This is a genomic window from Mycobacterium sp. IS-3022 (genome assembly GCF_001500065.1).
Taxonomy (GTDB): domain Bacteria; phylum Actinomycetota; class Actinomycetes; order Mycobacteriales; family Mycobacteriaceae; genus Mycobacterium.
On record NZ_LQIN01000050.1, the window covers coordinates 27,059 to 44,832 of the forward strand.

Genomic DNA, 17,774 nt, shown 5'->3' on the forward strand with positions numbered 1-17,774 from the left:
GTCGCTTTACGAATCACTGCAAAACTCCTTGATCGCGTGCTTGGTCCAGGATCGGCAGCAGGTCGGGGCAATAGAAGCGCAGCGCCCCCGCCAGGAATTTCCAGGTCTGCTCCGTGCTGTTCTGACTCCGCGGCAGTTGGTCGCGGACGAAGTTTGCCGACGCGAAGGCGTCCCTGTCGACGCCCTTGCGCTGCCGCTTACAGGTGATCTTGCCGATCCAGGCGTTGTAGTCCTTCTGGCCGTAGATGCCGTAGGTGTGCAGCTCGTTGGTGAAGTCGGTGTCGATGTCCTGCGCCTGTGCGGGCACCGCCAACGTCAACGCCGCGGCGGCGGTGGCAACTGCGACGATCAGTCTCTTCATGACTGGGCTCCTTCTGGACCGGACGGCGTCAATTCTCTGGGTCTGGGCCACGGTACGGGTACCGGTCGTTCCCGTACCCGCTGTGGCCACCAGAACCACTTACCCATGAGCGCCGCGATGGACGGCGTCATGAATGCCCGGATGACAAGAGTATCGAACAACAGGCCCAGTCCGATGGTGGTTCCGACTTGTCCGATGACTGTGAGTTCGCTGACCGCCATCGACATCATGGTGAACGCGAATACCAGGCCGGCCGATGTGACGACGGAACCGCTGCCGCCCATCGCGCGGATGATCCCGGTCTTGATGCCCGCGTGCAGTTCCTCTTTGAGCCGCGACACCAGTAGCAGGTTGTAGTCGGCGCCGACGGCCAACAGGATGATGACCGCCATCGCCATCACCATCCAGTGCAGCTCGATACCGAGGATGTGCTGCCAGATCAGGATCGACAAGCCGAACGAGGCTGCCAGCGAGATCACCACGGTGCCGACGATCACCGCGGCAGCGACCACGGCCCGGGTAAGGATGAGCATGATCGTGAAGATCAACGCCAGCGCCAGGATCGCCGCGATCATGAGGTCGTAGTTGTTGCCGTCGGACATGTCCTTGTAGACCGAGGCGGTGCCGGCGAGGTAGATCTTGGAGCCCTCCAGCGGCGTGCCCTTGATGGCTTCCTTGGCAGCCTGTTTGATCGCGTCGATGCGCGCAATGCCTTCGGGGGTCATCGGATCGCCGTCGTGGGCGATGATGAAGCGCACCGACTTGCCGTCCGGTGAGATGAAGTTCTCCATACCCTTCTTGAACTCTTCGTTGTCGAAGACTTCCGGCGGCAGATAGAAGGAGTCGTCGTTCATCGATGCGTCGAACGCGTCGCCCATGGCCGTCGAGTTCTCCTGCATCGCGGCCATCTGATCCTGTAGCCCCTTCTGCGAGGAGTACATGGTCAACATCATGGTTCGCATCGTTTTCATGGTGTCGATCATCGGCGGCATCAACGTGACCATCTGCGGCATCAACTTGTCCAGCCGCTCCATGTCGGGCAGGAGGTTCTGAATGTCGTCGGTCATCGTGTTGATGCCGTCGAGGGTGTCGAAGACCGAGCGGAACGCCCAGCAGATCGGGATGTTGAAGCAGTGCGGTTCCCAGTAGAAGTAGTTGCGGATCGGCCGGAAGAAATCGTCGAAATTGGCGATGCTGTCCCGCAATTCGGCGACGTCGACGGTCATGTCCTTCATCTTGGTGACCATGCTGTGCGTGGTGGCCGCCATCTCCTCGGTGAGCGCCGACATCCGCTCCATGTTCTTGATGGTTTTGGACATCTCCTCGGCCTGCACGAGCATGTCGGCCATCCGGTCCTGCAGGTACTTCTGGTTCATCTGCTGGGTGGTGCCCTGCATGCTGATCTGGAACGGAATCGAGGTGTGCTCGATCGGTTTGCCGTCGGGCCGGGTGATGGCCTGCACCCGGGAGATTCCCGGTACCCGGAACACCTGCTTGGCGATCTTGTCGATCACCAGGAAGTCCGCGGAATTGCGCAGATCATGGTCGCTTTCGACCATCAGCAGTTCCGGGTTCATCCGGGCCGGCGAGAAGTGCCGGTCCGCGGCCGCGTAACCCTGGTTGGCCGGCAGGTCGGCGGGCAGGTAGTTCCGGTCGTTGTAGTTGGTGCGATAGCCGGGCAGCGCGAGCAGACCCACCAGAGACAGCGCGATCGTCGCGACCAGGATCGGTCCGGGCCAGCGCACGACCGCCGCTCCGACCTTGCGCCAGCCCCGCACGCGCATCGCTCGCTTCGGCTCGAGCACCTTGCCGAATCTGCTTGCGATGCTGATGATCGCCGGCCCGAGCGTCAGCGCGGCCAGAACCGAGGTGACCATGCCGACGGCGAGCGGCACACCCATGGTCTGGAAGTAGGGCAGCCGGGTGAAGCTCAGGCAGAACAACGCGCCGGCGATCGTCAGACCGGAGCCGAGCACCACATGCGCGGTCCCGTGGAACATCGTGTAGTAGGAGGACTCGCGGTCCTCCCCGGCGCCGCGGGCCTCCTGATAGCGGCCCGTCAGGAAGATCGCGTAGTCGGTTCCCGCGGCGATCGCCAAGGTGACGAGGAGGTTGCTCGCGAACGTCGAGAGCCCGATGATCTCGTGGTACCCGAGGAACGCCACCATTCCGCGGGCCGCGGACAACTGCAGCACGACCATCACGAGCGTCAGCACCACCGTGATGATCGACCGGTAGACCAGCAGCAGCATCACGATGATCACGGTGAACGTGAGCGCTTCGATGACCCGGAGGCTGCGGTCGCCGGCGATGTGCTGGTCGGCCGCGAGTGCCGCCGGACCGGTCACGTAGGCCTTCACGCCCGGTGGTGGCTGCATCTCTGCGACCATGTCCTGCACCGCTTCGACCGACTCGTTGGCCAGCGCCTCACCCTGGTTACCCGACAGGTAGACCTGGACGTAGGCGGCCTTGCCGTCGCTGCTCTGCGCACCGGAGGCGGTCAGCGGATCACTCCAGAAGTCCTGGACGCTCTGGACGTGCTTCGTGTCGGCCTCGAGCTTGTCGATCATCCGGTCGTAGAAGGCGCGGCTGTCCTCGCCGAGGGGCTGCTCGCCCTCGAGCACGATCATCGCCGAACTGTCGGAGTCGTACTCTTCGAAGACCTTGCCGACGCGCTTCATCGCGATCATCGACGGCGCCGAGTCGGGGCTCATCGAGACCGCGCGCATCTGACCGACCGTTTCCAACTGGGGCACAGTCACATTGAGCAACGCGATCAGCACAACCCAGCCGATGATGATCGGCAGCGCGAACAGCCGGATGGTGCGCGGGATGAAGGGCCGCTTGGCGTGCCGGACGGGCGGGAAGGCGTCCGTGGGGATCTCGTTCGTCGGGGTGCTCATGCGGACTTCACAAAGCAGAAGGTTTGGGCGCTCACGCCGGTGGAGGATCTTTCGTCCTTGACTTCGTCATCGACGGTGATCCGGCAGGTGATGCTGGTGCCGTCGCCTTGGGCGACGATGTTGGGAGCCGCCGACGGCGCAGTGGTCTGCAACGTCAGCGACCACGGCAGCGACGCGCCGTCGATCCGTTGCGGTCTGGCGTCGAGGTCCAGATAGTTGATGTCCGCATACGACCCATTGCCGAATATCTCGTACTTGATGACTTTCGGGTCGAACGGCTCGGGATCGTCGGCGAACACCCTGGGGGTGACGAGGATGCCCTCGGCGCCGAAGAAGGTGCGGATGCGGCTGACGGTGAACCCGGCGATGGTCACCACGACGATGATGACGATCGGGAGCCAGACCTTTTTCGCAAGTCGGAACATCTACCGTTCCCGCCCGGTGCAACCCATATCCGCCCTCAAGTCGTATTCATCGCTGTGCATGCGCTGTGCGTAACTTAGCCCGTATAAGTTCTCACTGAGCCCCAGGTTAACTCAAGTCATCGTGCTGCTGGTCACCACCGCGTCGACGGTGTGGTCCAGGTCACAATGACTGGGTCTCGAAGCGATCCAGGTAGCGCTCGATGAATGCTTCGGCCTCGGCATGACCCCGGGTTATGCCGAGCCCCCGTTCGAGCAGCACGATGCGGGCGAGGCTCGTGACGATCATAGACATGACTATCGGCGGGAACGCCTCCACGTCCGCGCCGTGCGCCTTCATCGCCGTCGCCACGACGTTCTCTTCGACAACGCCGAAACGCTCAGCGTATGCGGCGATCTCGCTGCGAATGGCCTTGCGATGGTTGGCCAGGGCCATGAACTCCATGAACAACCTTGCGCCATGAGTGCTGTTGAGCCGCCACAGTGCGTGAAGGGGTTCCTCGGCCGCCACCGCCTCGCGCTGCCGCGCCAGGTTGGCCTCAGCGCCTTCCCGCAGCACCGCCAGGAACAGGTCGTCCATGCTCGGGAAGTAGTAGTGCACCAGGGCCGGCTTCACGCCGGCCTTGGCCGCCACCCGCCGCGAGGTGGCCGCGGCGTAACCCTCGTCGAGCATCACCTGGGCGGTCGCCTCGATCAGTGCCGATCGAGTCGCCGACTCGCGGCCACCCCTTGACCGGTCGCCGACCTGGCTGCTAGACATGGCGCCAGCCTAAGTGTTGGGCGATCGCCCAACAAGCGAGGGGAGCGGCGGCGATGGCTGGTCGGGTAGCGGGCAAGGTTGCGTTCGTCACCGGTGCGGCACGGGGACAGGGCCGCAGCCACGCGGTGCGGTTGGCGCAGGAGGGAGCCGACATCATCGCGGTCGACGTGTGCCGGGCGTTCGAGGATTCACCCGCGGAAGGGTCCACTCCGGCAGACCTCGCCGAGACCGCCGACATGGTCAAGAACCTCGACCGGCGGATCGTCACTGCGCAGGTCGACGTCTGTGACTACGACGCGCTCAAGGCGGCCGTCGACGACGGCGTCGAGCAACTGGGCCGTCTCGACATCGTCGTCGCCAACGCCGGTATCGGAACCGTCGGCACGAAACTGCACAAGCTCGCCGAAGACACCTGGCGGGAGATGATCGACGTGAACCTCGCCGGGGTGTGGAAGTCGGTGAAGGCCGGCGTCCCGCACCTGCTGGCCGGCGGGCGCGGCGGATCGATCGTGTTGACGAGCTCGGTTGCCGGTCTGAAGGCCTATCCCCACACCGGGCACTACACCGCGGCCAAACACGGTGTTGTCGGCTTGATGCGGACGTTCGCCGTCGAGCTCGGCCAGCACTCGATCCGGGTCAACTCGGTTCATCCCACCCACGTCAACACGCCGCTGCTGATGAACGAGCAGACGTATCGGATGTTTCGCCCCGACTTGGACAAGCCCGGCCCCGACGACCTCGCCCCGATCTGTCAGACATTCCACATGCTGCCGATCCCGTGGGTCGAGGCGGAGGACATCAGCAACGCGGTGCTGTTCCTCGCCTCGGACGAATCCCGTTACATCACAGGCGTTCCGCTGCCCGTTGACGCAGGCAGCTGTCTGAAATAGAGAAGACCATGACAGTCATCAGCACCGACCCTGCGGTCTATTACGACCCGTACCGGGTGGACATCGTGGCCGACCCGTATCCCACGTACGCGCGACTGCGGGAGGAAGCGCCGCTCTATTACAACGAGCAATACGACTTCTGGGCGCTGTCACGGCACGCGGACGTCGAGCGGGCGTTGCTCGACTGGCAGACCTTCTCCAACAGCCGGGGCGACATCCTCGAACTCATCCAGTCGGAGTTCGACATGCCCAAAGGCGTGATGATGATGGAGGATCCGCCGGTCCACACGATGCTGCGCGGCCTCATGTCGCGGGTGTTCACCCCGCGGCGGATGGCCGAAATCGAGGACCAGATCCGGCGATACTGCGTCAACTGCCTGAACCCGCTGGTGGGTGCCGACCGCTTCGACATCATCGCCGAGCTGGCGTCGATGATGCCCATGCGTGTCATCGGGATGCTGCTCGGCATTCCCGAGTCGGAGCAGGTGTCGGTACGCGATGCCAACGACGCCAGCCTGCGCACCAAGCCCGGTTCGCCCATGAAGGTGGTGCGGGCCGACAAGATCGCCGACGGCAGCATCTACGCCGACTACGTCGACTGGCGGGCCAAGAACCCCTCCGACGATTTGATGACCGCGCTTCTCAACGTCGAGTTCACCGATGAGAACGGTGTGACGCGCAAGCTCACCCGCAGGGAGGTCCTGCACTACACCCAGGTGGTCGCGGGCGCGGGCAACGAGACCACCGGGCGGCTCATCGGCTGGCTCGCGAAGGTACTCGCCGAGCATCCCGATCAGCGTCGGGAAGTGGTGCAGGACCGGTCACTGCTCCCACGCGTGGTCGACGAAACACTGCGGTTCGAGCCGACCGGTCACAATGTCGCACGTTTGGTGACAAGGGATTTCGAGGCTCACGGACGCGTCGTGCCTGCGGGCAGCGCGATACTTCTCATGTTCGGGTCGGCCAACCGTGATCCACGCCGCTACGACCGCCCGGACGTCTTCGACATCCACCGCGACAACATCAGCCACATCACCTTCGGCAAGGGCGTGCACTACTGCCTGGGTGCCAACCTCGCCCGCCTGGAGGGACGCGTCGCACTCGATGAGTTGCTCAACCGCTGGCCCGAGTGGGACATCGACCACGGCACGGCCGAACTCGCGCCGACGTCCACGGTTCGCGGCTGGGAGCGACTGGAGGTGGTGCTGCCGTGAAGGTCGGTCCCGGCGGTTTGGAACGACGCGGTTCGGGGCAAGCTCGACGCATGAACACGATCACCCGGCGTTCGATGGTCATGACAGCCGTTGCTGCCCCTTTCGCGGCTTTGTCGCTCGTGATGCCGGCGTCGGCTTCGGCGCAACCACTCAACTGCCCGAACGGGTGGTGGGATCCCGTCGCGAATACGTGTCGAGGACCGGTGGCGACGGCACCGCTGGCATGCCCACCCGGAGAATACTGGAATCCGATCACGAACGTCTGCCGCCCGCTCGGCCAGTACTAGCGGCCGGTCCGAACTGGCCGGGCGGAGCGCTTGGCTTACTTGCTATTTTTGCTATTTTAGATCGGTGACGCCTCGATCGGGGCCTGTGGACTGGACGCCGCTCCCGGTGCCCTGGGCGGTACAGACTGTCGACCGGATTCCCAAGCAGCGGTACTACGATCCGCAGTTCTACGCACTCGAGGCCGAGATGTTCTGGCCCCGTGTGTGGCAGATGGCATGCCGGTTGGAGGAAATTCCCACGCCGGGGGACTTCGTCGAGTACGAAATTCTCGACCAGTCGGTCATCGTGGTCAGGGTCGACGCCGGTACCGTCCGCGCGTACCACAACTCCTGCCGTCATCGCGGCATGAAACTCGTCGAGGGCCACGGTTCGCGGCGCACCTTCGTCTGTCCCTTCCACGGCTGGTGCTGGAGCCTCGACGGCGCCAGCACCTTCGTTCTTCGCTCCGAGGAGTTCAGCGAAAACAACCTGTGCGCAGGCGATCTCGCACTCGTTCCGGTCCGGTGCGAGTCGTGGGGCGGGTGTGCATGGATCAACCTCGACGACAACGCCCCGCCGCTGCGGGACTGCATCGAGCCCTTCGCGTCACGGCACGACGAGTGGAACGTCGCTGCGCTGCATACCGAGTGGTGGAAGTCGTGCCTGCTGCCGGTGAATTGGAAGCTGGCAACCGCGGCGTTCATGGAGGGCTACCACGTTCCGCAGACCCATCCGCAACTGCTGCCGTCGTCGTTTCACCCCGACTCCGAGTCGGTCCATCCGGTCGTGCAGGCGAGCCTGTATTTCATGCGCGCACTGGGCTCCGGTATGGGCGGCATGACGCACGAGAACGACCTACGCGTCGCCGAGGGATTGCAGGACATTCCGCTGCCCGCCGATCCGGCTGAGGCGCTGGCCGCGTGGCGCAGCGCGGTCAACGACGGCGTCACCCGCTGGCACCGGGCACGCGGTTGCGACTTCCCGGACCTCAACGATCTCGACCGGCGCGGTGTCATCGACCCGATCGGGTTCTGTTTCCCCCACTACTTCCTACTGCCGCAGTACAGCAGCGCGTCGTCGTACCGGATCCGCCCCCTGGGGCCGGAGGAGACGCTGTTCGAGATCTGGTCGCTCACCCGGTATCCGAACGACCGGTCGCCGGGCAGGCCGGCGCCGCCCGAGCCGTTGCCGCCTGACGACCCCAGCTGGCCGACCATTCCCGGACAGGACTTCTCGAACTTGCCGCGTCAACAAAAAGGGTTGCACGCCAGTGGCTTCGAGTACATGCGCCTGTCGGACCGGATCGAGGGGCTGATCTCCAACTTCGAGCGCGTCATCGACGGGTTCCTCGCCGGCCTGCCCACCGACCGGCTGGTGCCAGCAATTCAGAAGACCAACACCACGATCGACGTGCCGGTCGCCGATCTCGGGCTCAGCGATCGCGTTCCGGCATGGTGAGGTGGGACAAGTCCGTCGACCTGCTCATCGTGGGCAGCGGCGGTGGCGGAATGGTGGCGGCGCTGACCGCGCTCGACGCGGGCATCGAGCCACTGGTCGTCGAGAAGCAGGGCCTTGTCGGCGGCTCGACGGGCCTGTCGGGCGGCATCGTGTGGCTGCCGAACAACCCGTTGATGCGCGCCGACGGCACCCTCGACTCACACGAGGACGGCCTGGCGTATCTGGCCGACGTCGTCGGCGACATCGGGCAGCCCTCGTCCCCCGAACGCCGCGAGATGTTCCTGACCGCCGGCTACGAGATGATCGGCTTCCTGGTCCGCAAGGGCGTACGACTCGTGCGGTGCGCAGGCTGGAGCGACTACTACCCGAATCACAAGGGCGGCAACGCAGCTGGACGCGCAGTGGAAGGTGCGCCGTTCAACGCCGCCACCCTCGGGGAGTGGCACGACAAGGTGCAGCCGCCGCTCGCGCGGAACTACGGGTTCGTGGTCAAGACCAACGAACTGCGGGCGGTGCAGTACTTCAACCGCTCGCCGCGGGCGTTCGCCACGGCCGCGCGGGTGTTCGCCCGGACGATGGCCGCCCGGTTGCGGCGACGCGACATCCTCACCAACGGGTCGTCGTTGATCGGCCAGATGCTCGAGATCATGATCCGTCTCGGCGACGGTGACCCTGCGCTGTGGCTCAACACCGCGATGGATGACCTCGTCGTCGAGGACGGCCGCGTCGTCGGCGCCCGCGTGACCCGCGACGGGGTGACCGTGAACGTCGAGGCGCGCAGGGGAGTGTTGTTGGCGGCGGGCGGATTCGGCCACAACGCCGACATGCGCCGCCGCTACAGCGGCAACCAGCCCAACGACGGTTCGTGGTCCATCGCCAATGCCGGCGATACCGGCGAGGTGTTGCAGGCCGCGATGCGCCTGAGCGCGAAAACCGACCTGCTCGACGAGGCCTGGTGGCTGCCGATGGTGTTCATCGCCGACCCCGCCGCCGCATCGCTCGGTGTCGCCAGGCAGCGGCCCGGTGCCATCTACGTCGATTCGACCGGAAGGCGGTTCTGCAACGAGTCGAATTCCTACGTGGAGGTCGGCAAGGCGATGTATGCGAACAAGGCGGTGCCTTGTTGGCAGGTCTTCGACGAAGGTTACGTCAGTAGATACGTCTCGGGCGCCAACCCGTTCCGAAAGCGCACCCTGCCCGCGGCGTTGATGCAGCAGGGCGTCATCAAGCGGGCCGACACAATCAGTGGGCTGGCCCGCGAAATCGGCGTTGCCCCTGGAGAACTGGAGGCCACGATCGCCCGGTTCAACCGGTTCGCCGTTAAGGGCCTCGACCCGGACTTCGGCCGCGGCCAGTCGGCCTACAACGACTGCCTCGGCGATCCCGGCTTTCGGCCCAACGCCGCGCTTGGCCCCCTTCACCGCGCCCCGTACTACGCCACCCGGGTCTTTCCGGCCGACGTCGGCACGTGTGGCGGCGTGATCACCAACGAGTATGCCCAGGTTCTCGATGAGCACGACCGCATCATCGAGGGGTTGTACGCCACCGGCAACACGACCGCCACGGTGATGGGCCGCACGTATCCCGGCGCGGGCGCCAGCATTGCGAACTCGATGGTGTTCGGCTACGTCGCCGCCAAGCACGCCGCGGGCTGATCAATCTTTGTCGGAGTTCTGGGTGAAAGCCCTTGGGGTGCGGCCGGACTCGATCAGCTGAGCACGGCGTTCCTGGACATCGCTGGCGGCGCCGACCATGTTCGTCAAGATGTGGCTCACCTGAAGGTGCACCCGCATACCCATCAGCTCGTAGGCACGCTTGACATTGTTCTTCACCGCCATCAGCGTGGTGAGCGGAATTCGCCCGATCCTGCGAGCCATTTCCTCGACGGCGTTTTCGAGGTCGTCGCGCGGTACCACCTTGTTGAGGAGTCCCCACTCGAGCGCCTCCTGGGCCGACAGCGTCGGCGCCAGCAGCAGCCAGTCCATCGTGCGGTGCCAGTTCATCAGCAGCCACGGTTCGATCATGGTGTGCCCGCCCGGTTCGCCCAGGCTCTGCGCCAACGGCATCTGGAAGTACGCATCGTCGGAGGCGACACAGAAGTCGGTCAGCAAGCCGAGATAGATGCCGCCGCCCATGCAGTAGCCGTGAATCTGCGAGATCGTGGGCTTCGGGAACTCCCACAGGTACAGCGTCGGCCACAGGAACAGGTCCGCGGTGCCCTTGTAGAGATCTTCGAACGTCTCGCCGAAGTCGGGGTAAGGGTTTTCGTCGGGGCCCCACCGCGCGACGTGTCCGCCGCAGAAACCCTTGCCGTTGGCTTTGAGGATGACGACTTTGATGTCCCTGTCCCGATCGGCCTCCCGCAGGCACTGGTCGACCTCCTGAACCAGGCTGGCGTCCTTGGTGTTGGCTTTATCGGGCCGGTTCAGGATGATGCGCGCGATCGGCGGTTCGCGCTCGTAGATCACCGATGCGAGCGTGCGCTGTTCCATCGTCGTCTCCTAGAGAATCGCGCCACTGTCCTTGGCCGCCGTGATGTCTTCCCAGTCGAGATCGAGCTCCAGCAGGATCTCCTCGGTGTGCTGGCCGTGCTCGGGGGCCCGCGCGGACGCGGGCGGTGTCTCGTTGAATTGCACTGGCGCGGCGACGATCTGATAGTCGTTGCCGTGGTCGTCGACATTGGTGACGACGTATCCGTTGGGCCGGACCTGCGGGTCGTTGAGCGTTTCCTTCGGCGTCGCGAGCGCCGCCCAGACGCCGGGCTCGTCGGCGAGCGCCTCCTTCCAGTGTCCGAGGTCTTCGGCGGCGATGCGGTCACCGACAAGCTTGCACGCCAGTTCCGCGTTGGCGATCAGGTTGCTCGAGGGCACGAATCGCTCATCGGTCGCCAGTTCGGGCAGCCCTATTCGGCCGCAGAAGCCGGCCCAGTAGCGGTCCGGTTGGAGGAAGACCAGTTGGATCCACCGCTCGTCCCGGGTCTTGTAGCGGTTGACCAACGGGTTGATTGCCAATCCCGGTGGCGCACCGGGGATGCCGTCGATGCCGAACAGGTCGGCCACCGAGATCGACGGCGCGATCGTCCACATCGCCTGCGCCAGAAGCGAAGAGTCGACGATCGACGGCTCGCCCGTGCGTTCGCGGTGAAACAGCGCGGCGCAGACGCCGCCGGCCAGCGTGATGCCGCCCTGCAGGTCGCCGAAGCCGGGCCCCTGCACCGCGGGCGTCTCGGTGCCGAACGGCGTCATCGTGTACGACACGCCACCCCGCGACAGGTAGGTCGCGGCGTCGAAGCCGCCCTTGTTGCGGTCGGGACCACGGACTCCCGTACCCGTGCCGCGGGCGATGATGATGTTCGGGTTGAACGACCGGATGTCCTCGACGGTCAGCCGCGCCCGTTCCAGTGGGCCGGGCAGCCAGTTCGTCAGGAACACATCGGCCGTCGCGAGCAGCCGGCCGAAATACTCGCGTCCGGTGTCGGACTTGAGGTCGAGGGCGATGCTGCGCTTGCCGCGGTTGCCGATCTCGAGGATGAAGTCGACCTTGGCACGGGCGGCGTCCCTGGTGAACCCGCCGATCACCAGGGCCCGGCCCGGATCGCCGGCCTTGACGTCTTCGACCTTGATGACGTCGGCGCCCCAATCGGCAAGCGCGGCACCGGCCGACGGCACATACGTCCAGGACGCCAGTTCGACCACGCGAACGCCGTCGAGTACTTCGGTCATAGCGCGTCTCCTGTTCCGCGGCGGCCGGTGACCGACGAGATCAGTCGACGGCCCACCTCCTCGAGGTAGCGGCCGGCGCCGCCGGCCATGGCGGCGAAGCTCAGCAACCGTTTCAGGTACAGATGCGCGTCGTGTTCCCAGGTGAACCCGATGCCGCCGAACACTTGGACCGCGGTGTCGCCGACGGTGACCAATCGCGCCGCAAAGCCTTTTGCGCGAATGGCGGCCAGATGCCGTTCGGCGGCCCCCGCAGCGTCGGCGGCCCACAGCGCGTGCAGGACCCCGCTGCGCGCGAGTTCCACGGTCTCGTACATGTCGGCGCACAGGTGCTGGACCGCCTGGAAGCTGCCGATCGGTTTGTCGAATTGCGTGCGCACCTTCGCGTAGTCGACGGCCATGTTGGAGATGGCGCACGCGGCGCCGACCGCGTCGGCGGCGGAGGCGATCAGGACGTCGTCGAGCACGGCGAGAACCGCGTCGTGAGGTGCGTCGGCCAGCCGCTGGGCGGGGGTCTCGTCGAAGGTGACGTCGAACAGCTTCCGCGTTGGGTCGACGTGGCCACGAGGCGTGCGTACCACGGTGTCGGCGGTTGCGTCGGCCACGAAAAGCGCTGCGCCGTGGTCTTCTTCGGCCACCACGAGCAGCCGGTCGGCCGCGGCGGCGTCGGGCACCGCCTCCGCTACGCCGCGCAACGTCGTCCCGTTGATCGCGTGCGGGCGCGGACCTCGTAGGGCTGCGACCGTCGCGATCGAACCGTTGGCCACGGCCTGCAGCAGGTCGGCGGGGTCGGCGCCGACGCGGAGCAAGGCGCGCGGCGCCGCGACCGCCGACGACAGCCACGGTCCCGGGTTCACCGCCGCCCCGAGCTGCTCCGCGACGAGGCCCGCCTCGACCAGCGTCGCGCCCGCGCCGCCGTGCTCCTGCGGCACGAGCAGACCAGTGACACCGAGGTCGACCAGTCCTGTCCACACCGCATCCGTCGTCCCGGTCGGGTCGTCGAGCATCGGCCGCACATGCGTTGCGATGGCGGCCTTCTCAGTCAGGTATCGGCGCACGGTGTCCTGAAGGCTGAGCTGCTCGTCGGTGAGTTCCAGGTTCATCCGGGTGCTCCGTTCATCACCGGGGCAACCCCAACACGCGCGTGGCGATGATGCCCTTGTTGATCTGCGTGGTTCCGCCCGCGATCGTCAGCGAGCGCGACGCCAACCGCTGATCGGTCCACCGATCGTCGGCGCACCGCGATCCGAGCAGCTCGAACGCCAGCTCGGCCAGTTCCTGACCGGCTTCGGCCCACACACTCTTGGCGAGGCTGGCAGTACTCAGCCCCTCACCGCCGTGCAGCGAGGCCGAAATCACGCGCTTGCAGAGTATCTCGAGGTAGTCGATGCGCACCGACAGCTCACCGAGGCGTCGCAATACCCATGGATCGTCGAGCACGGGACGACCGTCGGACGTCTCGCCGGCCAGGTCGGTCACGAGGTCCCGGAGCTGCATCTGGAGTTGGGCATACAGGCGGGCCGCGCCGGCCCGTTCGTGGCTCAGTGTGGTGGTCGCCACCGCCCACCCGCCGTTCAGGGCGCCGAGAAGGGCCTCAGCGGGTACGCGGACATCGTGGAAGAACACTTCGGCGAAGTCGGATGCCCCGTTGAGGGTGACGAGCGGGCGTGCCTCGATCCCCGCGAGTGTCATGTCGACGATCAGGCACGAGATGCCCCTGTGCTTGGGCGCGTCGGGATCGGTGCGGACATACAACTGACACCAGTCGGCGCGGTGGCCCAATGACGTCCAGATCTTCTGGCCGTTGACCACGAAGTGCTCGCCCTCGCGCACCGCGCGGGTGCGCAGTGAGGCGAGGTCCGATCCGGCCTCCGGCTCCGACATGCCCTGACACCAGATGTCGTCGGCGCGGACCATGCGGGGGAGCAGATCGCGCTTCTGCCTTTCGCTGCCGTACTGCATGATCGCCGGCGCGATGTTGTTCATTCCGATCACGTTGAGCGGCACCGGTGCTCGCGCACGGACCGTCTCCTCCGCGTAGACCAACTGCTCGAGCACCGTGGCGCCGCGCCCGCCGTACTCGACCGGCCACGACACCGCCCCCCAACCCGCATCCGCGACGGTCGCGTCCCACCCGCGCAGGACGTCGAATGCCGAGCCGTCGCGGGCGCGTCGACGGTGGGCGGCCACCACCTCGTCGGTGAGGTTCGCGGCCAGCCACGTCCGCAATTCCTTGCGGAACTGCTCCACGTCGGGAGGGTAGGAGAAGTCCACGGCGTCCTGTCGCGTCAGACAGCTGTTTTATCTATTTTTATGAGTATAGCTAGTCAAGGGCTTACAGTTGGCGTGAACCGAGGGAGGCCACAGTGGGCAGGGTCGCGGGCAAGGTCGCGCTGGTCAGCGGCGCCGCACGCGGGCAGGGCCGGTCGCACGCCAGAACGCTGGCCGCGGAAGGCGCCGACATCATCGCCGTCGACATCTGCGCCGACATCGCGACCAACGAGTATCCACTGGCGCGGCCCGAGGATCTCGATGAGACCGCGCGCCTCGTCGAGAAGGAGGGACAGCGCGCCTACACCGAGATCGCCGACGTCCGCGACCGGCCGGCGCTGTCAGCCGCCATCGACCGCGGGGTGGCGGAGTTCGGACACCTCGACGTCGTGGTCGCCAACGCCGGCATCTGTCCGCTGACCGCGGGCCTGCCCCCGCAGGCGTTCGTCGACGCGGTCGACGTCGACCTGGTCGGAGTCCTCAACCTGGTGCACGCCAGCATGAAGCACCTGCACGAGGGTGCCTCGATCATCGCGACCGGTTCGGTGGCCGCGTTCATGGCGTCGATGAACACCAGCGGCATCGACGGCGGCCCCGGCGGTGCCGGTTACGCGTTCGCCAAGCAGGTCGTCGCGCACTACGTCAACGATCTCGCACTCGCGCTGGCGCCGAACACGATTCGTGTCAACGCAGTCCACCCGACCAACTGCAACACCGACATGCTGCACAGCCCGCCGATGTACCGGGCGTTCCGGCCGGACCTGGCCGAGCCCACCCGTGAGGACGCCGAGGTCGTCTTCCCGGTGATCCAGGGCATGCCCATCCCGTATGTCGAGCCCGAGGACATCAGCGAGGCGGTGCTGTTTCTCGCCTCGGACGCGGCGCGCTACATCACGGGTCAGCAGTTGCGTGTGGACGCAGGCGGGTTCCTCAAGGTCAAGCCCTGGTCGGGCGCGTAGGGAGGCGATGACCGTGCCGCGAGGGATCATGTACGTCGAGACCATGCCGGCATCGCCGGACCGCGAAGCCGAGTACCACGCCTGGTACAACGACACGCATCTCGCGCAGATCCTCTCGGTCGAGGGTGTGGTGTCGGCGCGGCGGTTCGCGCCGACGGACGGTAAGGGTCCGTTCCTGGCGATCTACGAACTCGACTGCGAAGACCTCGACGCGGCGGTCGTGCGACTGGGTGAACTCGGCGCCCGCGGCGGCCTGACCGGCATGGAGAACCTCAGCATGGACCCACCGCCGGTGCCGCGGGTGTACCGCGAGATCGGTTCCCTCAGAACATGACTCAACTCGACGATGTTCAGCGGCGGCTCTATGCGCTGATGACGTTGATGAAGGCCGCCGACGACCGGCTGAGCAAGGGCATCGGCACCGGCGAGTTCATGTGCGTGTACTGGCCGTCTCGCGGCCAGGAGGCGATCGCGGCCGCCATGGGTGTCGCACTGCGCGACGACGACCAGCTGGTGACGACCTACCGCGGGCTGCACGACCTCATCGGCAAAGGCGTTCCCCTCGAGGAGATTTACGGCGAGATGATGGGCCGCACCGTCGGCGCAGCCCGCGGCAAAGGCGGGACCATGCACATCGCCAAGCCCGAGCGCGGCGTGATGCTGTGCACGGGGATCGTCGGCGCGGGACCGCCGGTCGCGGTCGGCTTGGCGATGGCCGCTCAGCGCAGGGGCCTCGACCGGGTGACCGTGGTCAGCTTCGGCGACGGCGCCACCAACACGGGGTCCTTCCACGAAGCCGCCAACATGGCGGCGCTGTGGAACCTTCCGACGGTGTTCGTCTGCCAGAACAACCAGTACGCGGAGATGACACCGACCGTCGACACCATGGCGCTCACCCGGGTGGCCGACCGGGCGGCCGGTTACGGCATGCCGGGGATCCGCGTCGACGGCAACGACCCGCTCGCGGTCACCTCTGCGCTGCAGACCGCGCTCGAAAAGGCCAGGGGCGGTGATGGTCCCACGCTGCTCGAGTGCGTGACGTTCCGGTTCCGCGGCCACTACTTCGGCGACCGGATGCCCTACATTCCCGACGAGCAACTCGAGGCAGCGATGGCCGCCGATCCGGTGCCACGCTTCAGGGCCCGGTTGGTCGAGACGGGCGTGTGCACCGCCGAGGAGCTCGACCGCGTCGAGCAGGACGCGCTGGCGGAGGTCGAGCGCGCGCTCGCGGTGGTGCTGGCGGCCGACGCGCCGTCCGCGGACGAACTCGACCGCGACGTCTACGCCACCGCGATCCGGTACCCGGTCTGAGGATGACGCCGATGGACGAGAAAGAGATGTCGATGCGCGAGGCGTTGCACCTCGCGCTGGATCAGGCGATGGCCGCCGACGAGCGGGTGTTCCTGCTGGGCGAGGACATCGCCGACCCGGGCGCGTCCGGCCCGACCGCCGGGCTTTCGACGAAGTACGGCCACCAGCGGGTGCTCGACACCCCGATCTCCGAAGCCGCGATCCTGGGCGCCGCGATCGGGGCGGCGATCGACGGTCTGCTGCCCGTCGCCGAGATCATGATCATGGACTTCATCGGCATCGCCGCCGACCAGCTGATCAACAACGCGGCCAAGCTGCGGTTCATGACGGCGGGCCGGACCAGCGCCCCGATCACCGTGCGCACCCAGGTGTACGGCGGCCTCGCCACCGGCGCCACGCATTCTCAGAGCCTGGAAGCATGGTTCATGCACATCCCCGGGATGAAGGTGATCGTGCCGTCCACCCCGCGCGACGGCAAGGGGTTGCTGACGTCGGCGATCTTCGACGACGATCCCTGCCTGTTCGTCGAGACGATCCGGCTGCAGGCCCAGAAAGGCCTGGTGCCAACAGATCCCGGCTTCAGGATCCCGCTGGGGGTCGCCGACATCAAGAGGGCCGGTTCGGATGCCACGCTGATCAGCTACGGGCGCAGCGTGCACGAGGCGCTCGCGGCCGCAGCGGCGTTGGACGAGCGGGGCGTCAGCGCCGAGGTCGTCGATCTGCGCACGCTCGTCCCGCTCGACGTCGACACGATCGTCGACTCGGTGCGGCGCACCCGGCGTGCGGTGGTGATCCACGACGCGGTGCAGTTCGCGGGACCGGGCGCCGAAATCGTCGCCATCCTGCAGGCCGAATGCTTCGCCGAACTCGTCGCGCCCATAGAACGCGTCGCGGCCCGGTTCGTGCCGACACCGGCGGCACCGGGACTCGAGGCGCAGATCTATCCGACAGCGCCGCGGATCGTCGCCGCCGCGCAGCGCACGTTCGAGGGGGCGGATGTGCGTGCCTGACTTCCTCATTCGCATCCCGCGCGTGTCGGTGGCCGTATCGGAGGCAGAGCTCACCGAATTCCTCGTCGACTCCGGCCAACACGTCGACGAGGGCACCCCGATCTACACGATCGCCACCGAGAAGGTGGAACAGGAGATCGAGGCGGGCGCTTCGGGCACGGTGCACTGGACCGGCGAGATCGGCACGACCTACGACATCGGCGCCCAGATCGGCGTGATCACCTCATAA

At 66.3% G+C, this 17,774-nt stretch carries 17 protein-coding genes; 9 read left to right on the forward strand and 8 right to left on the reverse strand.

Going from position 1 to position 17,774, the window contains the following annotated elements:
- Window positions 1-13 precede the first annotated feature (13 nt).
- The 4 genes from AU188_RS22815 to AU188_RS22830 form a co-directional block, all read right to left on the reverse strand.
- Window positions 14-361 carry a DUF732 domain-containing protein gene (locus AU188_RS22815; RefSeq protein ID WP_059165760.1) on the reverse strand — a complete coding sequence of 116 codons (348 nt, stop codon included), beginning with the start codon at window positions 359-361 and terminating at the stop codon, window positions 14-16.
- Window positions 358-3,264: an MMPL/RND family transporter gene (locus AU188_RS22820; protein ID WP_059165761.1), complete on the reverse strand. Its 2,907-nt coding sequence runs from the start codon at window positions 3,262-3,264 to the stop codon at window positions 358-360. Before AU188_RS22820 ends, AU188_RS22815 begins: the two co-directional genes overlap by 4 nt.
- Window positions 3,261-3,689, reverse strand: coding sequence for an MmpS family transport accessory protein (locus tag AU188_RS22825; protein WP_059165762.1), 429 nt, complete (start codon window positions 3,687-3,689; stop codon window positions 3,261-3,263). The genes AU188_RS22820 and AU188_RS22825 overlap by 4 nt, the downstream gene beginning before the upstream one ends.
- A gap of 160 nt (window positions 3,690-3,849) precedes the next feature.
- Window positions 3,850-4,446, reverse strand: coding sequence for a TetR/AcrR family transcriptional regulator (locus AU188_RS22830; protein ID WP_082686756.1), 597 nt, complete (start codon window positions 4,444-4,446; stop codon window positions 3,850-3,852).
- A gap of 53 nt (window positions 4,447-4,499) precedes the next feature.
- On the opposite strand from AU188_RS22830, the gene AU188_RS22835 reads away from it, so the two are divergent.
- The 4 genes from AU188_RS22835 (at window position 4,500) to AU188_RS22850 (ending at window position 9,930) form a co-directional block, all read left to right on the forward strand.
- Complete coding sequence (locus AU188_RS22835; protein ID WP_059165763.1) at window positions 4,500-5,336, forward strand: mycofactocin-coupled SDR family oxidoreductase; 837 nt, start codon at window positions 4,500-4,502, stop codon at window positions 5,334-5,336.
- 8 nt (window positions 5,337-5,344) lie between these two features.
- Window positions 5,345-6,550, forward strand: coding sequence for a cytochrome P450 (locus AU188_RS22840; protein WP_059165764.1), 1,206 nt, complete (start codon window positions 5,345-5,347; stop codon window positions 6,548-6,550).
- Window positions 6,551-6,922: 372 nt separating this feature from the next.
- The gene (locus AU188_RS22845; RefSeq protein WP_059165765.1) at window positions 6,923-8,275 is read left to right on the forward strand and encodes an aromatic ring-hydroxylating oxygenase subunit alpha; all 1,353 of its coding nucleotides are present in this window, start codon (window positions 6,923-6,925) and stop codon (window positions 8,273-8,275) included.
- Complete coding sequence (locus AU188_RS22850; protein ID WP_059165766.1) at window positions 8,269-9,930, forward strand: FAD-binding protein; 1,662 nt, start codon at window positions 8,269-8,271, stop codon at window positions 9,928-9,930. Before AU188_RS22845 ends, AU188_RS22850 begins: the two co-directional genes overlap by 7 nt.
- On the opposite strand, the gene AU188_RS22855 is transcribed toward AU188_RS22850, so the two are convergent.
- From AU188_RS22855 to AU188_RS22870, 4 genes are read right to left on the reverse strand one after another with little or no spacing between them, the layout of a single operon-like run.
- The gene (locus AU188_RS22855) at window positions 9,931-10,767 is read right to left on the reverse strand and encodes an enoyl-CoA hydratase/isomerase family protein (RefSeq protein ID WP_059165767.1); all 837 of its coding nucleotides are present in this window, start codon (window positions 10,765-10,767) and stop codon (window positions 9,931-9,933) included.
- A gap of 9 nt (window positions 10,768-10,776) precedes the next feature.
- Window positions 10,777-11,997 (reverse strand): CaiB/BaiF CoA transferase family protein, encoded by a 1,221-nt coding sequence (locus AU188_RS22860; protein ID WP_059165768.1) that lies wholly within the window; start codon window positions 11,995-11,997, stop codon window positions 10,777-10,779.
- A complete protein-coding gene (locus AU188_RS22865) occupies window positions 11,994-13,097 on the reverse strand; it encodes an acyl-CoA dehydrogenase family protein (protein ID WP_059165769.1) in 1,104 nt (367 codons plus the stop codon). The genes AU188_RS22860 and AU188_RS22865 overlap by 4 nt, the downstream gene beginning before the upstream one ends.
- A gap of 16 nt (window positions 13,098-13,113) precedes the next feature.
- Window positions 13,114-14,268, reverse strand: coding sequence for an acyl-CoA dehydrogenase family protein (locus AU188_RS22870; RefSeq protein ID WP_059165770.1), 1,155 nt, complete (start codon window positions 14,266-14,268; stop codon window positions 13,114-13,116).
- 92 nt (window positions 14,269-14,360) lie between these two features.
- Between AU188_RS22870 and AU188_RS22875 the strand changes: the two genes are divergently transcribed.
- From AU188_RS22875 to AU188_RS22895, 5 genes are read left to right on the forward strand one after another with little or no spacing between them, the layout of a single operon-like run.
- Window positions 14,361-15,224 (forward strand): mycofactocin-coupled SDR family oxidoreductase, encoded by an 864-nt coding sequence (locus AU188_RS22875; protein WP_059165771.1) that lies wholly within the window; start codon window positions 14,361-14,363, stop codon window positions 15,222-15,224.
- Between the two features lie 7 nt (window positions 15,225-15,231).
- Window positions 15,232-15,558 (forward strand): DUF4286 family protein, encoded by a 327-nt coding sequence (locus AU188_RS22880; RefSeq protein ID WP_286137640.1) that lies wholly within the window; start codon window positions 15,232-15,234, stop codon window positions 15,556-15,558.
- Window positions 15,555-16,535 (forward strand): thiamine pyrophosphate-dependent dehydrogenase E1 component subunit alpha, encoded by a 981-nt coding sequence (locus tag AU188_RS22885; protein WP_059165772.1) that lies wholly within the window; start codon window positions 15,555-15,557, stop codon window positions 16,533-16,535. The genes AU188_RS22880 and AU188_RS22885 overlap by 4 nt, the downstream gene beginning before the upstream one ends.
- A gap of 11 nt (window positions 16,536-16,546) precedes the next feature.
- The gene (locus AU188_RS22890) at window positions 16,547-17,545 is read left to right on the forward strand and encodes an alpha-ketoacid dehydrogenase subunit beta (protein ID WP_059165925.1); all 999 of its coding nucleotides are present in this window, start codon (window positions 16,547-16,549) and stop codon (window positions 17,543-17,545) included.
- A complete protein-coding gene (locus tag AU188_RS22895) occupies window positions 17,538-17,774 on the forward strand; it encodes a lipoyl domain-containing protein (RefSeq protein WP_059165926.1) in 237 nt (78 codons plus the stop codon). Before AU188_RS22890 ends, AU188_RS22895 begins: the two co-directional genes overlap by 8 nt.

Bases quoted from the DNA above. Each gene is read 5' to 3' on its own strand.
- AU188_RS22825 (WP_059165762.1), bottom strand. From the start codon at position 3,689: ATGTTCCGACTTGCGAAAAAGGTCTGGCTCCCGATCGTCATCATCGTC.
- AU188_RS22885 (WP_059165772.1), top strand. From the start codon at position 15,555: ATGACTCAACTCGACGATGTTCAGCGGCGGCTCTATGCGCTGATGACG.
- AU188_RS22840 (WP_059165764.1), top strand. From the start codon at position 5,345: ATGACAGTCATCAGCACCGACCCTGCGGTCTATTACGACCCGTACCGG.
- AU188_RS22880 (WP_286137640.1), top strand. From the start codon at position 15,232: ATGACCGTGCCGCGAGGGATCATGTACGTCGAGACCATGCCGGCATCG.
- AU188_RS22865 (WP_059165769.1), bottom strand. From the start codon at position 13,097: ATGAACCTGGAACTCACCGACGAGCAGCTCAGCCTTCAGGACACCGTG.
- AU188_RS22830 (WP_082686756.1), bottom strand. From the start codon at position 4,446: ATGTCTAGCAGCCAGGTCGGCGACCGGTCAAGGGGTGGCCGCGAGTCG.
- AU188_RS22850 (WP_059165766.1), top strand. From the start codon at position 8,269: ATGGTGAGGTGGGACAAGTCCGTCGACCTGCTCATCGTGGGCAGCGGC.
- AU188_RS22820 (WP_059165761.1), bottom strand. From the start codon at position 3,264: ATGAGCACCCCGACGAACGAGATCCCCACGGACGCCTTCCCGCCCGTC.
- AU188_RS22890 (WP_059165925.1), top strand. From the start codon at position 16,547: ATGGACGAGAAAGAGATGTCGATGCGCGAGGCGTTGCACCTCGCGCTG.
- AU188_RS22815 (WP_059165760.1), bottom strand. From the start codon at position 361: ATGAAGAGACTGATCGTCGCAGTTGCCACCGCCGCCGCGGCGTTGACG.
- AU188_RS22835 (WP_059165763.1), top strand. From the start codon at position 4,500: ATGGCTGGTCGGGTAGCGGGCAAGGTTGCGTTCGTCACCGGTGCGGCA.
- AU188_RS22855 (WP_059165767.1), bottom strand. From the start codon at position 10,767: ATGGAACAGCGCACGCTCGCATCGGTGATCTACGAGCGCGAACCGCCG.
- AU188_RS22860 (WP_059165768.1), bottom strand. From the start codon at position 11,997: ATGACCGAAGTACTCGACGGCGTTCGCGTGGTCGAACTGGCGTCCTGG.